The 15,240-nt window shown below is 62.3% G+C and carries 14 protein-coding genes and 1 pseudogene; 5 read left to right on the forward strand and 10 right to left on the reverse strand.

Annotation, left to right across the window (positions count from 1 at the left end; all coding sequences use genetic code 11):
- Window positions 1-72: 72 nt before the first annotated feature.
- The 3 genes from hdaA to ACO07C_RS08160 all read right to left on the reverse strand — a co-directional run bounded on the left by hdaA (window position 73) and on the right by ACO07C_RS08160 (window position 3,119).
- Window positions 73-774: a DnaA regulatory inactivator HdaA gene (hdaA, locus tag ACO07C_RS08150; protein WP_421913661.1), complete on the reverse strand. Its 702-nt coding sequence runs from the start codon at window positions 772-774 to the stop codon at window positions 73-75.
- A 5-nt stretch (window positions 775-779) separates the two neighbouring features.
- Window positions 780-1,964 (reverse strand): AI-2E family transporter, encoded by a 1,185-nt coding sequence (locus ACO07C_RS08155; protein ID WP_421913662.1) that lies wholly within the window; start codon window positions 1,962-1,964, stop codon window positions 780-782.
- Between the two features lie 222 nt (window positions 1,965-2,186).
- Window positions 2,187-3,119 carry a hypothetical protein gene (locus tag ACO07C_RS08160; protein WP_421913663.1) on the reverse strand — a complete coding sequence of 311 codons (933 nt, stop codon included), beginning with the start codon at window positions 3,117-3,119 and terminating at the stop codon, window positions 2,187-2,189.
- Window positions 3,120-3,490: 371 nt separating this feature from the next.
- On the opposite strand from ACO07C_RS08160, the gene purM reads away from it, so the two are divergent.
- The 3 genes from purM to ACO07C_RS08175 are packed head-to-tail and all read left to right on the forward strand — an operon-like array spanning window position 3,491 to window position 5,798.
- The gene (purM, locus tag ACO07C_RS08165) at window positions 3,491-4,555 is read left to right on the forward strand and encodes a phosphoribosylformylglycinamidine cyclo-ligase (protein ID WP_421913664.1); all 1,065 of its coding nucleotides are present in this window, start codon (window positions 3,491-3,493) and stop codon (window positions 4,553-4,555) included.
- Window positions 4,552-5,259: a phosphoribosylglycinamide formyltransferase gene (gene purN, locus ACO07C_RS08170; RefSeq protein WP_421913665.1), complete on the forward strand. Its 708-nt coding sequence runs from the start codon at window positions 4,552-4,554 to the stop codon at window positions 5,257-5,259. The genes purM and purN overlap by 4 nt, the downstream gene beginning before the upstream one ends.
- 14 nt (window positions 5,260-5,273) lie before the next feature.
- Window positions 5,274-5,798 carry a SixA phosphatase family protein gene (locus tag ACO07C_RS08175; protein ID WP_421913666.1) on the forward strand — a complete coding sequence of 175 codons (525 nt, stop codon included), beginning with the start codon at window positions 5,274-5,276 and terminating at the stop codon, window positions 5,796-5,798.
- 95 nt (window positions 5,799-5,893) lie between these two features.
- On the opposite strand, the gene ACO07C_RS08180 is transcribed toward ACO07C_RS08175, so the two are convergent.
- Complete coding sequence (locus tag ACO07C_RS08180) at window positions 5,894-6,148, reverse strand: DUF680 domain-containing protein (protein ID WP_421913668.1); 255 nt, start codon at window positions 6,146-6,148, stop codon at window positions 5,894-5,896.
- A 50-nt stretch (window positions 6,149-6,198) separates the two neighbouring features.
- Window positions 6,199-6,414 (reverse strand): DUF680 domain-containing protein, encoded by a 216-nt coding sequence (locus ACO07C_RS08185; RefSeq protein WP_421913669.1) that lies wholly within the window; start codon window positions 6,412-6,414, stop codon window positions 6,199-6,201.
- Between the two features lie 500 nt (window positions 6,415-6,914).
- On the opposite strand from ACO07C_RS08185, the gene ACO07C_RS08190 reads away from it, so the two are divergent.
- Both ACO07C_RS08190 and ACO07C_RS08195 read left to right on the forward strand, forming a co-directional pair.
- On the forward strand, window positions 6,915-7,583 hold the full coding sequence (locus ACO07C_RS08190; protein WP_421913670.1) for a response regulator: 669 nt from the start codon (window positions 6,915-6,917) through the stop codon (window positions 7,581-7,583).
- A complete protein-coding gene (locus ACO07C_RS08195; RefSeq protein WP_421913671.1) occupies window positions 7,573-8,931 on the forward strand; it encodes a sensor histidine kinase in 1,359 nt (452 codons plus the stop codon). Before ACO07C_RS08190 ends, ACO07C_RS08195 begins: the two co-directional genes overlap by 11 nt.
- Before the next feature lie 3 nt (window positions 8,932-8,934).
- Here ACO07C_RS08195 and ACO07C_RS08200 read toward each other — a convergent pair whose 3' ends face one another.
- From ACO07C_RS08200 to ACO07C_RS08220, 5 genes and pseudogenes are all read right to left on the reverse strand, one after another.
- Entirely contained in the window at window positions 8,935-9,810 is an 876-nt protein-coding gene (locus ACO07C_RS08200; RefSeq protein ID WP_421913672.1) for an ABC transporter permease, read from the reverse strand.
- 14 nt (window positions 9,811-9,824) lie between these two features.
- Window positions 9,825-10,679: an ABC transporter ATP-binding protein gene (locus ACO07C_RS08205; protein WP_421913673.1), complete on the reverse strand. Its 855-nt coding sequence runs from the start codon at window positions 10,677-10,679 to the stop codon at window positions 9,825-9,827.
- A 156-nt stretch (window positions 10,680-10,835) separates the two neighbouring features.
- A pseudogene (locus ACO07C_RS08210) lies at window positions 10,836-11,828 on the reverse strand (ABC transporter substrate-binding protein).
- Window positions 11,829-12,050: 222 nt separating this feature from the next.
- Window positions 12,051-12,824 carry a 4-hydroxy-tetrahydrodipicolinate reductase gene (gene dapB / locus ACO07C_RS08215; RefSeq protein WP_421913674.1) on the reverse strand — a complete coding sequence of 258 codons (774 nt, stop codon included), beginning with the start codon at window positions 12,822-12,824 and terminating at the stop codon, window positions 12,051-12,053.
- A 118-nt stretch (window positions 12,825-12,942) separates the two neighbouring features.
- Window positions 12,943-15,213: a cation:proton antiporter gene (locus ACO07C_RS08220; protein WP_421913675.1), complete on the reverse strand. Its 2,271-nt coding sequence runs from the start codon at window positions 15,211-15,213 to the stop codon at window positions 12,943-12,945.
- Window positions 15,214-15,240: the final 27 nt, after the last annotated feature.

Consider the following 15,240-nt stretch of genomic DNA (forward strand, 5'->3'; position numbering starts at 1 on the left):
TTGGAGCAAGATAGATGCCAGCTCTGTTTTCCCATAATGGGACAGCAGCCAAGAGCTCCTGCGTCCTGCACACTACATGTCGAACTCGCCCTGCCCCTCGTCCATGGCGCTGATGGTTTCAGCAGCCAGCGCACGGGTGATCGGCGTCTTGCGCTCGAGTGCCGTGCGGTCCAGCCGCTCCACGACGCGCATGGCGGTGGCCAGAGAACGCTCGATGCGCCGGACCAGGTATTGAACGACGTGCGGCTCGACCTCGACCTGGCGGTCGGCGAACAGCTTTGTGATGACGCCGGCAAGCAAGAGATCGTCGGGCTCGTGGATCTCGACGGTCGCCGCGGCCTTCAGCCGCGAGGCGAGATCCGGCAATCTGACGCCCCAGGCCGAGGGAAAGCGACGCGCCGTCAGCAAGAGCTGCGAACCGGCGCCGCGCACTGCGTTGATCAGATGAAAGAGGCCGTGTTCGTCGACGGGGCCTGCATCGACATCATCGATCAAAGCCGGGCGCGCGCCGAGATTCGCGATGCAGTCGCCGATGCGCTTTGCCTCAACCTTGACTGCACCGGCACGGGCCTGCCAGATCGATGCCAAATGCGTCTTGCCTGAGCCGGGAGGGCCTGCCAGGACAACGACAGCCGATGGCCAGTCCGGCCAGCGGTCGACCAGCGCCGCCGCCTGCTCGTTGGTGGCGGAGACGACGAGTTCGTCGCGCGAATAGCCGATGCCGTGCCCGAGATCGAGCGGCAGCTGGCGCGGTTGTTCGGTTTGATCCGCCATCGGGCTCAGCGCGGTTGCGCGCCCTTGCCGCGGCGTGTCCGCAAAGGCGGGGGAGGCTCGGTCCCCTGGCCCTTGTAGAGAGGCGATTCGAGATAGCGCGCTATGGCGAAACGCACCAGCACGGCCACGGCGGCCGACGCCGGCACGGCGATCAGCAGGCCGACGAAGCCGAACAGTGCACCAAAGGCGAACAGCGAAAACATCAGCCACACCGGATGCAGGCCGACGCTCTTGCCCACCAGCCTCGGCTGCAGAATGTTGCCCTCGATGAACTGGCCAACGAAAAACACGCAGGCCACGGCGACCACCATGGTCCAGTCCGGCCAGAACTGGACGAAGGCCACACCCACCGCGAGCACCAGTCCGGTCAGCGACCCCACATAAGGGATGAACGAAATCAGCCCGGCAAAAAGGCCGATAAGGATGCCGAAGTTCAGGCCGGTCAATGTCAGGCCAGTGGCATACATCGCGCCCAGCACAAGGCAAAGCGTGCCCTGACCGCGCACAAAACCGGCGGTCGCAGAGTTGATGTCCGCGGCGATGGCCCGAACCGTCTCGACATTGTCGCGTGGAACCCAGCTGTCGACCACGGCGACCATCCGGTCCCAATCGAGCAGCATGTAGAAGGCGACCACCGGCGTGACCACGAACAGGCTGACCACCGAGACCAGCGCCACGCCGGAGCTCCAGATGGATGTGAACACTGTCGACAGAAAGCCGAAGCCGGAGCTCAACAGCGAGCTCAGTCCGTCACGCAAGCCGTTTGCATTGACGCCGAATTTGTCCTCCAGCCATTTCGGGTCGAAGGAGGTGAGCAGTGTCTGCAGGCGCGTCAGATATTCCGGCAGCTTGCTGGCGAATTCGGCCATCTGGGTGGCAAGGACCGGAATGAGGATCACAAATGCCAGCACCAGAACGACAAGAAAGGTGATGAGGATTACGATCGTCGCCATCAGGCGGGAAAGCCCAAGCCGCTCCAGCCGGTCGGCGACCGGGTCCAGGAAATAGGCAAGCACCATGCCGGCCACGAAAGGCAGAAGGATGGCGCTGAAAACATAGAGAAAAAGCGCGAGCAGGAACGCGCCGGCCAGCCAGAAAAAAAACTGCCGATGAATGCCCGACGATGGCGCCGCGTCGGCTGTATCGCCGGTCCCGTCGTCAACACGTACCTGTTGTGCCGCCTTAACCATTACCGATCACGCCTCAGCCAAGCCCCGAGATAGGCCGCGCCTGAACCCATGGTCAAGACCCTGCACAGCAAACAACAATGTAAGGTTCGTTTAGACGGAGCCAAGCTCTGCCAACAAAAGTCGCATCGCTTCTGTCTGTCGAACACGACGAAGGGGGCCGGCTTCGGAAATCCCGCATGGACGGTCACTGGTCGTCCAGAGCCGCTTGGGCAGCCGCGACATCTACAGCTGGTGGCCAACCGGCTGCAGTGTCGGCCGCTTTGACCTCCTGGCGCCGAAAAGTCTCCTCTTCATGCGCTGCACAAACCCGGCTTGCGCCTCACGCGCCACGGCCTCGAGATGAAGGCGCATATCCGTCATCTCCGTGTGAAGTTGCATCTGGACCCGGATGTCGCGAGGCAGTTCGCCGGCCGGGATGAGCGTGAACATTTCGACACCAGACTGCGCGAGCGGCAGATCACCGAACGCCAGATCATGAAATTGCGCATTGGAAAACTGACCTGTCCGACCGGTATGATTTGCACGAGCGAGGGCCGGCTGGACGGTCCTGAGCGTTTGATCGATGGCCAGCACGCCATAGACCGACCAGTCCCAGCCCCAATGATAACGCCAGCCCGCGAAACCTTTCCAGCGTTGCCTAGCCTTGGGAGCCCAGGCCGGCTCGATGAGCTTCGCCCACTCTTCACGACGCACGGCAAAGCCGAGCGAGTTGAACGATCGGCTCTCGAAAAGCATTTCCGGATAGCGCGGGTCGGAGATCATGCCGGCGGACGCACAAGGACCGGCCAACAGGGAAAGGCAGAGCCAATGCGGCCGATGGTTGGCGTGGAACCAGAGCGCCATTCGGGTTGCGTCCGGCGCCAGGACAAGATCCTCCTCGAGGCACAGGTTCAGTGACGATCCCGCCGCGAACGCGGTGGAGATCGTGGCCAGCGGATTGTCGCGAATGCCCATGACTCGATCGTTGACAGCGAAGTCCACGCGATGGCCTGACAGCCGTTCAGCGACGATCTCCGCGAAGGCGTGGCTTTGGGGCCCAGGTTCGACCCGGATGACGAAGTTCCAGCCTTCCAGGTCGTTCGACAGGAGCGAGTCCAGCGTCGATCGAAACAATTCCGGACGATCCTTGCCGGTCAGCGTTATGCTTCGGTTCATTCGGCTATCTCAAAGACCGGCATCATTGCCTTCTTGAACGCTATGAAAACCAACAGACAAAACAGGCATCCCAGGTTTTCGGCCTCGTCACCAAACAGGGGCAAGCTACTCAGGGTCAGGCTGAATGGATAGCTGAAATCCGGTGCGATCAAAAAAGGTATGATGACCAAGCAAACAGAGCCGGGGCCAAGATAGATGCACCGAAGCGTTGCGGACGAGCTCTCTCGCTTCCACATAGCTGCTGCTGATCGGCCCTGCGGCCAGAGCCCGGCTGTCCACGTTTTTATCGGGGCAAAAGCCAGCCATTTCGCCGTTATCCTTGCGAGGAGCGAGCGTTCATGCGAAGAGCCCCGCAAAGCAGGGAAAGAGTGATGAGCAAGGGCAAGAACGGGCTCACCTACGCCGAAGCAGGCGTGGACATCGATGCCGGCAATCTGATGGTCGAGAAGATCAAGCCGCTGGTGCGCGCAACGCGCCGGCCCGGCGCCGATGGCGAAATCGGCGGCTTTGGTGGCCTGTTCGACCTGAAGGCGGCTGGCTTCACCGATCCGGTCCTGGTCGCGGCCAATGACGGCGTCGGCACCAAGCTGAAGATTGCCATCGATGCCGGCAAGCACGACACGATCGGGATCGATCTCGTCGCCATGTGCGTGAACGACATCGTCGTGCAGGGTGCCGAACCGCTGTTCTTCCTCGACTATTTCGCCACCGGCAAACTTGATCCGGATCAGGGCGCTTCGATCGTCGGCGGTATCGCCGAAGGCTGCCGCCAGGCGGGCTGCGCGCTGATCGGCGGCGAAACGGCGGAAATGCCCGGCATGTACCACGGCAAGGACTACGACCTCGCCGGCTTTGCGGTGGGTGCGGCCGAACGCGGCCAGTTGCTGCCCACCGACGACATCGTCGAAGGCGACGTGCTGCTCGGCCTCGCTTCCTCCGGCCTGCATTCGAACGGGTTTTCACTGGTCCGCCGGATCGTCGCGACCAGCGGCCTTGGCTGGAGCGATCCGGCGCCTTTCGCCGACGGTCAGACGCTGGCCGAGGCGCTCCTCGAGCCGACGCGCATCTATGTAAAGTCGCTGCTCAAGGCGATCCGCGGCACGCATGGCATCAAGGCGCTGGCCCATATCACAGGCGGCGGGTTCCCCGAAAATATCCCGCGCGTGTTGCCAAAGGAGTTCTCGGCCGAGCTCGATCTCGGCGCCATCGACGTCGCGCCCGTATTCTCGTGGCTGGCGAAGACCGGCGGCGTGGCCCCGGAAGAGATGATGCGCACCTTCAACTGCGGCATTGGCATGATCCTCGCGGTCGCGTCGGGCCAAGCGGCACAGGTCGCGGCCGTGTTGCAGGAAGCTGGTGAGACGGTGACGCCTATCGGCCGAATCGTGCCGCGCCGCGACGCCGGCGTCATCTATCGGGGCTCGATCGGCCTATGAGCAAGAAACGCACGGTCGTACTGATCTCGGGACGCGGCTCCAACATGACGGCGCTGATCGCGGCGGCCGGCGATCCCGCTTATCCAGCCGAGATCGTTGGCGTCATTTCCGATCGGGCAAACGCGGCAGGCCTCGGCATCGCCGCGGCGCGCGGCATTGCGACCAAGGTAATCACGCGAGCCGACCATGCCAGCAAGGACGCGCATGACGCGGCGATAGACGCGGCGCTTGTGACGCTCGGTGCCGAGATCGTGGCACTGGCTGGCTACATGCGTATCCTGGGTGGCCGCTTCGTCGAAAAATGGCAGGGACGGATGGTCAACATCCACCCTGCCCTATTGCCCGCCTTCAAGGGGCTGGACACCCACGCCAGGGCTCTGCGCGCGGGCATGCGCATCCATGGGTGCACGGTGCACTTCGTGACGCCGGATATGGATGACGGACCGATCATCGCACAAGCGGCCGTGCCGGTGATGATCGGCGACAATGAGGACACGCTGGCGGCGCGCGTGCTCAAGGCGGAGCACCGGCTTTACCCGCTGGCGCTAGGGCTGGTCGCGGAAGGCAAGGCCCGCATGGAAGGCGGCCATACCGTTTTGGCGCATTTCGCCGACGACGCCGAAAACGGCACGTCCGTGGTGATGGCACCCGACCCGCTGCGCGAAGAAGCCGATCTGGAACATCTGGCGCGTATCACGCCCTGAGCAGAGAGACCGGGATGGCGACAACGAGGCAATTGCTGCTCCTGCGTCATGCCAAGTCGAGCTGGGATGATTCCGACCTGACCGATTTCGACCGGCCGCTTTCAGGACGCGGGCTGAAGACAGCACCATTGATTGGACGCGAACTTTCCCGCCGCGGCTGGCTGCCAAGGATGGCGCTGGTGTCGCCAGCCCTGCGCACACGCGACACCTGGAGACTGGTGGCGGCGGAGTTACCAGCGAAGGTGCCTGCGGAATTTTTCCGTGCGCTCTATGACGCTTCGGCTGGGGATATCCTCGATCTGCTGCGTCAAGCAGACAATTCGACGGCCAACCTGCTCGTGGTTGGCCACAATCCCGGACTGGAGGAATTGGCCCGCCTTCTTTCCGGCCCCGGTTCGAAAACCTCGGCCTTGCAGACATTGACGGAGAAATTCCCGACCGCGGCGCTGGCCCGCTTCGTCATCAATCACGACTGGTCCGCGCTCGCTCCCGGTTCGGCGGAACTGACGCATTGCCTCAGGCCAAAGGACCTTGTCTAGAAACCTAGGTGGACGCTCGATCTTGTAATCATGTGGGCAAAAACAAGAACGGCGGGCCATGCCCGCCGCTCTTTGTGGTCAAGGATGTTTGGAAATCAATGACCCCAGATGCCCTGGCCCGACGGAGCCGGAACGTTGGCATTGGCGTCGCCCTGCGCCTGGTTCGGCTTCAGGATGGAGCCGGTAAACGAGTTGTCGATATTGGCATTGTCGAAATTGCCGGAATGCCTGGTAGCCGACTGCGTCACAGCGGGCTGATTGGCATTGTCAGAGCCAAAATTGTCGCTGCCTGCAAAAGCGGTGCCCGTCGCAACAAGGATAGCTGCGGCTGTGAGTGCGATCTTGGTCATTTTAAGTACTCCTAATTTGATATTTGATTGATTGGTCAGGTGCGGTGCGATCAGTGGTTACCGAAAAGGTCCCTGTTGCTGCCCTGCGTGACCGGCTTCTGGACGTCGGCGCCCTGCTTCTGGATCGAGCCCGTGGTCGAATTGTCAATGGACGACTGCGCCACTGCAGGCTGGTCGACATTGTTCGATCCATAATTGTCGCTGCCGGCAAAAGCAGTGCCCGTGGCGACGAGGATGGCGGCGGCGGTAAGTGCGATCTTGGTCATTTTCGTAACTCCAGTATTTCCTTATTCTGTCCGTCAAGTGGCGTGTGCCTTGGGAGGAATTCGCGTCGCTCGGACCACCCTGAAATGGGTTAGCCGGGCTGTTGGTTCCAATCACGAAGATGTTCCGCCGCGACCTGAATCGGGTTCTTGAAATGTCGGCAAGGCTTACCAGTGAATTGTATTTATCAAATAATTTCAATGCTTTAACGTAATCTTGTCGCCGATCAGCGAGTCATTTTCCCAGCCGTCGTTCACAGTATGCTGCACGGTCTGTCAACAGAAACGAACCGTTCGGTTCGATTATTAAACATAAAATCCCGTCCCTGGCCGGATAACGCCTCTGCGCAGTGGTGACCACGGGCCGTTTGCGTCTGGCCCGGATCGATATTATCGATTGTCGGATGCACGAATTTCCGCATCGACGGCCGGGCATTGCCCGTGCGGCGGCCGTTGAAGGGGCGAAGGTCCGCAATGGGCAGCGCCCGAAACAGGGATGGAAAATGCGGCTGCTGCTGGTCGAAGACAATCGTGAACTGGCGGATTGGCTGGGCAAGACATTGCGACAGGCGAACTACGTCGTCGACATCGTCCATGACGGCGAGGATGTCGAACATGCGCTGGCAGCCGGCGATCATGCCCTCGTGATCCTCGACCTTGCCTTGCCGCGCATGAGCGGCCTGGAAGTTCTGCGGACATTGCGTGGGCACGGCAACCGCGTCCCCGTCATCGTGCTGACCGCCAATGCCAGCCTAGACGGACGGGTCAAAGGCCTCAACGAGGGCGCCGACGACTATCTGGCCAAGCCGTTCCAGATCGAGGAACTCGAGGCCCGAATCCGCGCCCAGTTGCGGCGCGCCAACGACCGGACCGCGCCAGTCGTTGCCTGCGGCGATCTCGTCTTCGACACCAACACGCGGCTGTTTTCATTGGCTGGCGAGACGCTGGCATTGACGCCACGCGAACACGCCGTGATGGAGCAACTGATGGTGAAGGCCGGTCGCACGGTGAGCAAGGCAGCATTATCGGCGGCAATCTACGATTTCGAGACCGACGCCGATCCCAGTGCCATCGAGATCTATGTACACCGGCTGCGCAAGAAACTTGAAGGCTCGCGGGTTCATATCGTCACGCTGCGTGGCCTGGGCTATCTCTTGCGTCATGAGGACTAGCAGTCTCCGCCTGCAGCTCCTGGCCTGGGTGGTCCTGCCGCTGGCCGGGCTTGCCACCATCAATCTGTGGACCAGCCATCGCAGCGCGTTGGCAACTGCCGATCTCGTCACCGACCGTATGCTGCTGGGCTCGGCCCGGGCCATCGCCGAGCGGGTCGCCATGTCCGACGGCGTGCTCGATGCCACGATACCGCCCGCTGCCATCGAGATGTTCGACACCGGCGACCATGACAGTGTCTATTATCGTGTCGAGACGGCGAACGGCCGCCTGCTGACCGGATATCCCGACTTGCCGGCCATACAGGGTGGCCCTGGCATCGCACCCGTCTATCGCGACAACCGGTTGCGCATGCTGGCATTCAGCCATCCTGTGGTCGGCGCAGGCGACGACTCGCCGATATCGGTCACGGTCGGCGTCACGCTTGCCGGACACGATGCGATGGTGCGGCGGCTCTGGTTCGGCGCCTTCACACAACAATTGGCGCTGGTGGCGATTGCGGGCCTGTTCGTGCTGCTTGGCCTTCACCGAGGCCTGGTACCGCTGATAAGGCTGCGCGACGCGGTGCGTTCGCCGAACCGTAACGACCTCGACCCTGTGGAGGTACGGGGCGCTCAGAACGAGATCCGTCCGCTGATCGATGCACTCAACGCCTATATGGAACGCGTGCGAGCGCAGATGGCGTCGCAGCGCCGCTTCATCGCCAATGCCGCGCACCAGCTACGCACGCCGCTAGCGTTGCTGTCGACGCAGGCCAGCTACGCGCTGCGGGAAACTGGTCCCGAGGCCCGCCATGAGGCGCTGGTGGCGCTGCAGGCGAGTTCCGGCCGTCTGGCGCGTCTGGCCGAACAGTTGCTGACACTGTCGAGGGCGGAACCGGGCAGTCGAAGGCCCCGCGCCGACCATATCGACCTGACCGAGGCGGCTCGCCAGGTGCTGGAAACCCATACGCCGGTGGCCATTGGCCGTAATATCGACCTCGGCCTCGAGGAAGTCGGGCCGGTACCTGTGGTCGGTGACGGTACGATGCTGCGCGAGATGATCGTGAACCTGGTTGACAACGCGCTGCGTCACACGCCCTCCGGTGGCAGCGTCACCGTCACGCTGGCCTCGGGTGGCGACGAGGCCGTACTTACGGTCGCCGACAATGGACCTGGAATCCCGGAGGAGGAACGGGACCATGTCTTCGAGCGCTTCTACAGTATCGCCGGCTCGACCGAGGACGGCAGCGGGCTTGGGCTGGCAATCGTGCGCGAGGTTGTCGAAAGTGCCCGCGGCCGCGTCACCCTGGCGGATAGCGCGGCCGGCGGTCTGCTTGTCGAGGTTCGGCTGCCGCTGGCGCGATCTTGAACGTCACACGCCCTGCTCGTTGAAGGGCGCTGGACGCCATTTGACGACGTGGTTTTCAAACTGGGTGATGATGAATTCCACCACCAGCGCCATCACCGCAAGGATGATCATCGCGGCGAAGACGCCATTGGCATTGAACGCACCCTGCGCCGTCGAGATCAGCAGGCCCATGCCCTGCTTGGCGCCGAGAAACTCGCCGACAACCGCGCCGACGAGCGCGAAGCCGAAGCTGACATGCAAACTGGCCAGGATCCAGCTCATGGCCGATGGAATGATGACGGTCAGTGTGATTTGGAACGGCGACGCACCGAGGATGCGGGCATTGGCGATCATCGCCTTGTCCGCTTCGCGCACACCCTGGAAGGCGTTGGCGAAGACGACGAAGAAAACCATGACGACGGCCAGCGCCACTTTCGAGGCCATACCGAGGCCAAGCGCGATGATGAAGACCGAGCCCAGCACAACGCGCGGCACGGAGTTCGCAATCTTGATGTAGATGGAAAAGACATCGGCAAGCAGCCGGTTGCGGCCAAGGATGATGCCAGCGGCAATGCCGCCGACAGCACCGATGACGAAGCCGAGGACGGTTTCCTCCAGCGTCACATACATCTGCAACCAGAGCGGACCTTGCGACGTGCCTTCGGTGATCCACGACCAGATCTGCTGCCAGATGCCGGAGGGGCTGGCGAAGAAGAACGGATCGATGACGCCTTGGTCGGCGCCCAGTTCCCACAGGCCAAGGCCGGCAACCAGGATGAGCAGGCGCAGGCCGATGACCAGCGCATGACGGCGGCGCAGCCGTGCCCGCGCCCGGCTCTCGGCAACGGCGATCGAAGCGTCGCGGGCGGCGGCTTGGGACAAGGGAGAGATAGCGGTCATGACGGCGTCTCCTCTTAATGACCAGTCTGCAGGGTGCGGCTCTGGCCAAGCTGCACTTCCTCACGCAGATCGCTCCAGATCACCTTGGCGATCTCGACGAACTTCGGATCGTACCGGATGTCGGCCATGACGCGCGGGCGCGGCAGGTCGATGCGGTAGACGCTCTTGACCGTGCCCGGACCGGCCGTCAGCACATAGACCTTGTCGGCAAGAGCAACGGCCTCTTCGAGATCGTGGGTGACGAAGATCACCGAGGATTTGAGCTCCGACCAGAGATTTAGCAGTTCGTCCTGCATCGCCGTGCGCGTCTGCATGTCGAGAGCGCTGAACGGCTCGTCCATCAGCAGGATCTTCGGCTGGTTGATGAAAGTCTGTGCCAGCGCCACGCGCTTGCGCATACCGCCTGACAGTTGGTGCGGATAGTGTTTTTCGAAACGGCCGAGCCCGACCCGGTTGATCCAGTCGCGTGCCAGTTCATACGCCTTCGGCTTCGGCATGCCGCGGTAGAGCGGACCGGCGGCGACATTGTCGATAACGCTGCGCCAGGGAAACAACGCGTCAGCCTGGAAGACAAAGCCGATATCGCGTCGGATGTCGTCGACCGGATCGCCCATGACGCGGACATTGCCCGTCGTTGGCCGCAACAGGCCTGTGACGAGGTTGAGCGTCGTCGACTTGCCGCAACCGGTCGGCCCGACGACGCAGGCGAATTCGCCGCGCGCCACCGTCATGGTGAAGTCGCGGATCGCCGTCATCATGTGTCCGTCGGGGGTGACGAAACGCAGCGTCACGTCATCGATGGCGATCGCGGCATCGGCAGTGGGCGCGGCCTGAGAAAGCTTCTCGGCCGCCATGGTTTGCAGTTGCATGGCATACTCCTGTCGCGATGAAGGCAAGGTCGGAGCACCACGGCAACGCGGCGGCCTCCGGTATGCAGCGGTGTCAGCGTCTCGTGGCCGGAGCCGCTGATACCGTCGACCCCTGCCTGAAGAAAACGACGCCGGAAGACCGGCGTCGTGAGCCGGTCAGTTTGTGCTCTTGTTGGCCGCGTCGACGAATTCCGTCGTGTAGGTCTTCGACAGATCGATCTGCTTGCCCTGCAGGCTCTTGGAAAATGTCGAGAGAACCTTAAGCACGGTGGGCGGGCCGTCCTCGGGCATGCGCCCATCAGGCGTGAACATCGCCTTGCCGCCGGCCAGGCCCTGAACGTAAAGCTCCTTGCTGCCCGCTTAGTAGTCCTTCGGCATCTTGTCGGCGATTTCATCGGCCGAGTGGCTGGCGATGAACTTCATCGTCAACACGAAAGCGTTGGCAAGCTTCTGGGCTTCGTCCTTGTGGCTTTCAAGCCAGGAGGACTGGACATAAAAGGACGCTGCGGGATAGGCGCCGCCAAGCGCTTCCTTGGTCTTCTCGGGCGTGCGCATGTCGACCAGAACCCTGGCCTCGCCCGTCTTCAACATCTGCGCGATGGTCGGCTCGGTGGTCATGCCGGCCTGGATCTGGTCCTGCTTGATGGCGGCGATGAACGTGTTGCCCGCACCGACCGGCAGCAGCGTATAGTCGCCGGGTTTCAGCCCGTTGCGCACCGCAAGATACTGCGTCAGGAAGTCGGTCGAAGAGCCAAGGCCGGTGACGCCGAGCGTGGCGCCCTTGAAATCGGCCGGCGACTTGATCTCCGGATGCTTCGTCGCGACAAGCTCGACCTCGCCCGGCGCCTGGCTGAATTGCACGATCGACTGGATGAATTTGCCCTTCGACTGCAGGTCGACGGTGTGGTCATAGAAACCGACAACGCCTTGCACGGCGCCGGCCAGAAGCTCGTTCTCGGCCTCGACACCGGCGCGCGAGTTCACCAGCTCGACATCAAGCCCCTGATCCTTGAAGTAACCGAGTTGCTGCGTCAGAACCGCCGGCAGATAAATCTGCTTCTCCATGCCGCCGACGATGATTGTGATCTTGTCGGCGGCCGACGCAGCCGCCACACCCAAGACTGTCGTTGTGCTCAATGCAATTGCCAGCGTCGCCGTGCGCAGCGCGCACTTCGAGATGAAACCTGTCACGAAAATTCCTCCACCTGGGCGGCGCCGCCATGAAGCCACGCCGTATTTCCTCCTCTCCGGCCGCTTACGGCCGGGTGTGCGGCTCGCACCGCAAACCCGTCATAACGGCCCAAGCTTTCAGCTCGCTTTCAGCGTCCGGCGACCTGGTAAGTCCAGATACGAGCATCGCCGAACCGGACGTCAGCCGTGAAAACCCAGTACATCGCGCATATCGTATTCGCCAGGCGAACGACCTGCCACGAAAAGCGCTGCCGCCACGGCCCCATGCGCAAACATGCTGCGGTCGCCAGCCGCATGCGACAGTGTCACGGTCTCGCCCTCGGCACAGAAGCTGACATTGTGATCGCCGACGATGCTGCCCCCGCGCACCACCGCAAAACCGATATCTCCGTGGCGTCGCTCGCAATTCATGCCGGCTCGAGATCTGACATTGACGGAATCGATGTCGACGCCACGCCCCTTCGCGGCGGCCTCGCCTAGCATCAGAGCCGTGCCCGACGGCGCATCAACCTTGTAGCGGTGATGGGCCTCGAATATCTCGACGTCATAGTCATCCGGATCGAGCGCCCGTGCGGCCTGCTCGACCAGCCCCATCAGCATGTTGAGTCCGAGCGAGAAATTGCCTGAACGTACTATCGCAATCGTCTTCGACGCCGACGCGATTGCGGCAAGCTCCGCCGCATCCAACCCCGTCGAGCCGATCACCAGTGCGGGCCCGCCTCGGTCGGCGCAAAGCCTGGCCAGATCGGCGGAGGCGCGGGGCGTGGTGAAGTCGATGACCACATCCGCCATGGCAAGCGCCTCGTCCCGGCTGACCAACCCCGTGCCGCCGACATCGGACCTATGGAAACGAGCGACCAGCGCCAGTCGGGAATCGGCTTCGACGACTTCAGCCATCTGCCGGCCCATGCGGCCCAACGCGCCGGCAATTGCAATTCTGATTGGCTGGGACAAGGCGGACTCTCCGAAGGAGCCCTGATCATGAGCCCAATCGCGCGCTACAGAAAGATGATGATGCAACAATGCCATAGAGCCAGCGCCTGCCACGGTGATTCAAGCTGGGCTGACCTGATCAACTCGACTCGACCTCAAGGTCGGCAACGTTTTCGCTCCGTCTAATGCGCTCGCTGGCCAAAAGCACGATCGGGCAATTGCAGGAAGACAGGACCGCGGTGGCGGTGTCGCCGAAAAACAGTTCGTCGCCCGGCCGCTGCGTGACGCCCATGACGATCATGGCGGCATTCTTGGACGCCTCCCTGAGGATTGCCTTGTCGGGAGTGGCACGTGTGCGAATGGCGGTGTCAACGGCAACGCCATAGCGGTCGGCGAGGTCGGCTATGTCCTTGAGAACCGCCTCTTCGCGACGATGTGAAACGGAGATTGACCTTCCGCCCGCGGCAGCACCTTGCGAGACATAGAGAACCTTTACCCGTGCCTGGTGGGACCGCGCCAGCGCCAGTGCAAAATCGGCGGCGCGGCGCGACACTTCCGTGCCATTCACCGGAACGAGAATGCTGGTTCCCGCACTCAGCGTTGGCATCTTGACCGCGACGCTGGCTCCGTTCAGGACCAGGCAGAGCGGTCCATCAAAACCTTCGGTGATGTCGTTCAGCGCCTTGGTGAACAACCTCTTTTCCGTCAGCACGTCCTCGAGCCCGATCAGCAGCATGCCGTAACCCTTGCGCGCTTCCTCGGCGATGGTCTCGCGTGTCGCCTGGGATTCGGTGCGGGCCGTCAAGTGCACCTTTTCCACAAACGTGTCCTCGGCTTGCTTTACGGCCCTGGCGCTCTTTTCAGCCCCTTTCCTGATCTCCCTTAGCGTTCCGTCAGGCACCCTTGCGTCTTCACGCCTCGCTAGATGGCCATCCTTAAGCCGCAGCAAGGTGGTGGGCATGCCGCTGCCGCCACCGACCAGCCCCGCGAGATAGGCGGTGAATTTGCCGATCCGGCTGTCGTCGACCAGAACCAGCAGCCGCTCCAGTTTCGAGACGAAGCCGCGTTCGTCCAATGTCTCGCGTTCGACGCGCTGCTTTTCCACATGGCCTAGCGGCAACCGGCCAAGGGCCCATCGCAACATCGGCGGCATCGCCAGCGTGGTGAGCACAGCCATCGTCACGATCATGGTGAAGAGATTGTGGGAGAGAATGTTCATCGAAAGGCCGATGCTGGCGACAATAACCTCGGTCGAGCCGCGCGCGTTCATAGCGCTGCCAACGGCGGTGGCCTCCTTGAATGACATCCCGGCAAGCTTGCCGCCGGCGAAGGCCCCGCCGAACTTGCCGACACTGGCAATGACGACAAGGAACACCGTGAACATGGCCAGCGTTGGATCGGCGAGCACGGTCAGGTCGGCCGAAAGTCCCGCCATGCCAAAGAAGATGGGCATGAACAGCGCGGTGATGACGCCGCGTAGCTGCTCCTCGATATGTCCGGACAGTATAGGCGACTCGCCCACCAGTATGCCCGCGACGAAGGCGCCCAGGACCGTGTGAACGCCAATCAGGTTGGTGGTCAGCGCCATTACTCCCATGATGACGAGGATCATGGTGACAACCGCGTATTCGCTGCGGAAAGTGTCGTTGGTCCAGCGGATCAAGGTGAAAACCATGCGCCGGCCGATGGTGAAAGCAAAGACCATGAACGCGGCGACTTCGACGATGGTCGTTGCCAAGGGCAGCAGTCGCACCTGACCATTGGTTGCGATGCCGAAGGTAATGGCGATGATCAGCCAGCCGATCGTGTCTTCGATGATCGCCGAGGAGATGATGACCTGGCCGAGGTTGCGGCGCATGAAGTTCATCTCGCGCACCACCATGGCGACGATCTTGACCGACGAAATCGACAGTGCGGTGCCGAGAAAGAGCCCGGCGACGACGCGTTGCGTCGGTTCGGGCAGCAGACTGTCGGGAAGGAACTGCGCCAGCGCGAAGCCGAAGGCAAAGGGCACGACGATGCCGGTGATCGAGATGGAAAAACAGGCGGCGCCAACCCGGCGCACCAGCCGAAGATCCGTCTCCATGCCGGTCAACAGAAGCAGCATCAGGATGCCGAGTTGCGAGACTGCATCCATCATACTTTTCTGAGCGGGATCACTCGGGAAGATCAGTTGCTGCGCCGCCGGCCACAACCAGCCAAACAGGGATGGACCAAGCAGAATCCCGCCGATCAGTTGCCCCATGATCGCAGGCTGACCGTAGCGCTGAAGCACTTCGCCCAGACCTCGCCCGACGACCAGCAGGAGGACGATCTGGGCGACAAAGATTCCTTCCCCCGAACCACCCATGCCCGACGTATGGCTGGCTTCGGCGCCCCAGGCCGAGGTCGCAAATGTTGCGGCCAACATCCCCAGAAGCAGCACAAAGGATCGGTT

Source organism: Mesorhizobium sp. (genome assembly GCF_965229135.1).
Taxonomy (GTDB): domain Bacteria; phylum Pseudomonadota; class Alphaproteobacteria; order Rhizobiales; family Rhizobiaceae; genus Mesorhizobium.

Coding starts and splice junctions, on each gene's coding strand:
- purN (WP_421913665.1), top strand. CDS start 4,552: ATGAGCAAGAAACGCACGGTCGTACTGATCTCGGGACGCGGCTCCAAC.
- ACO07C_RS08190 (WP_421913670.1), top strand. CDS start 6,915: ATGCGGCTGCTGCTGGTCGAAGACAATCGTGAACTGGCGGATTGGCTG.
- ACO07C_RS08220 (WP_421913675.1), bottom strand. CDS start 15,213: ATGTTGGCCGCAACATTTGCGACCTCGGCCTGGGGCGCCGAAGCCAGC.
- ACO07C_RS08195 (WP_421913671.1), top strand. CDS start 7,573: ATGAGGACTAGCAGTCTCCGCCTGCAGCTCCTGGCCTGGGTGGTCCTG.
- ACO07C_RS08180 (WP_421913668.1), bottom strand. CDS start 6,148: ATGACCAAGATCGCACTCACAGCCGCAGCTATCCTTGTTGCGACGGGC.
- ACO07C_RS08175 (WP_421913666.1), top strand. CDS start 5,274: ATGGCGACAACGAGGCAATTGCTGCTCCTGCGTCATGCCAAGTCGAGC.
- purM (WP_421913664.1), top strand. CDS start 3,491: ATGAGCAAGGGCAAGAACGGGCTCACCTACGCCGAAGCAGGCGTGGAC.
- ACO07C_RS08185 (WP_421913669.1), bottom strand. CDS start 6,414: ATGACCAAGATCGCACTTACCGCCGCCGCCATCCTCGTCGCCACGGGC.
- ACO07C_RS08160 (WP_421913663.1), bottom strand. CDS start 3,119: ATGAACCGAAGCATAACGCTGACCGGCAAGGATCGTCCGGAATTGTTT.
- ACO07C_RS08205 (WP_421913673.1), bottom strand. CDS start 10,679: ATGCAACTGCAAACCATGGCGGCCGAGAAGCTTTCTCAGGCCGCGCCC.
- ACO07C_RS08155 (WP_421913662.1), bottom strand. CDS start 1,964: ATGGTTAAGGCGGCACAACAGGTACGTGTTGACGACGGGACCGGCGAT.
- ACO07C_RS08200 (WP_421913672.1), bottom strand. CDS start 9,810: ATGACCGCTATCTCTCCCTTGTCCCAAGCCGCCGCCCGCGACGCTTCG.
- hdaA (WP_421913661.1), bottom strand. CDS start 774: ATGGCGGATCAAACCGAACAACCGCGCCAGCTGCCGCTCGATCTCGGG.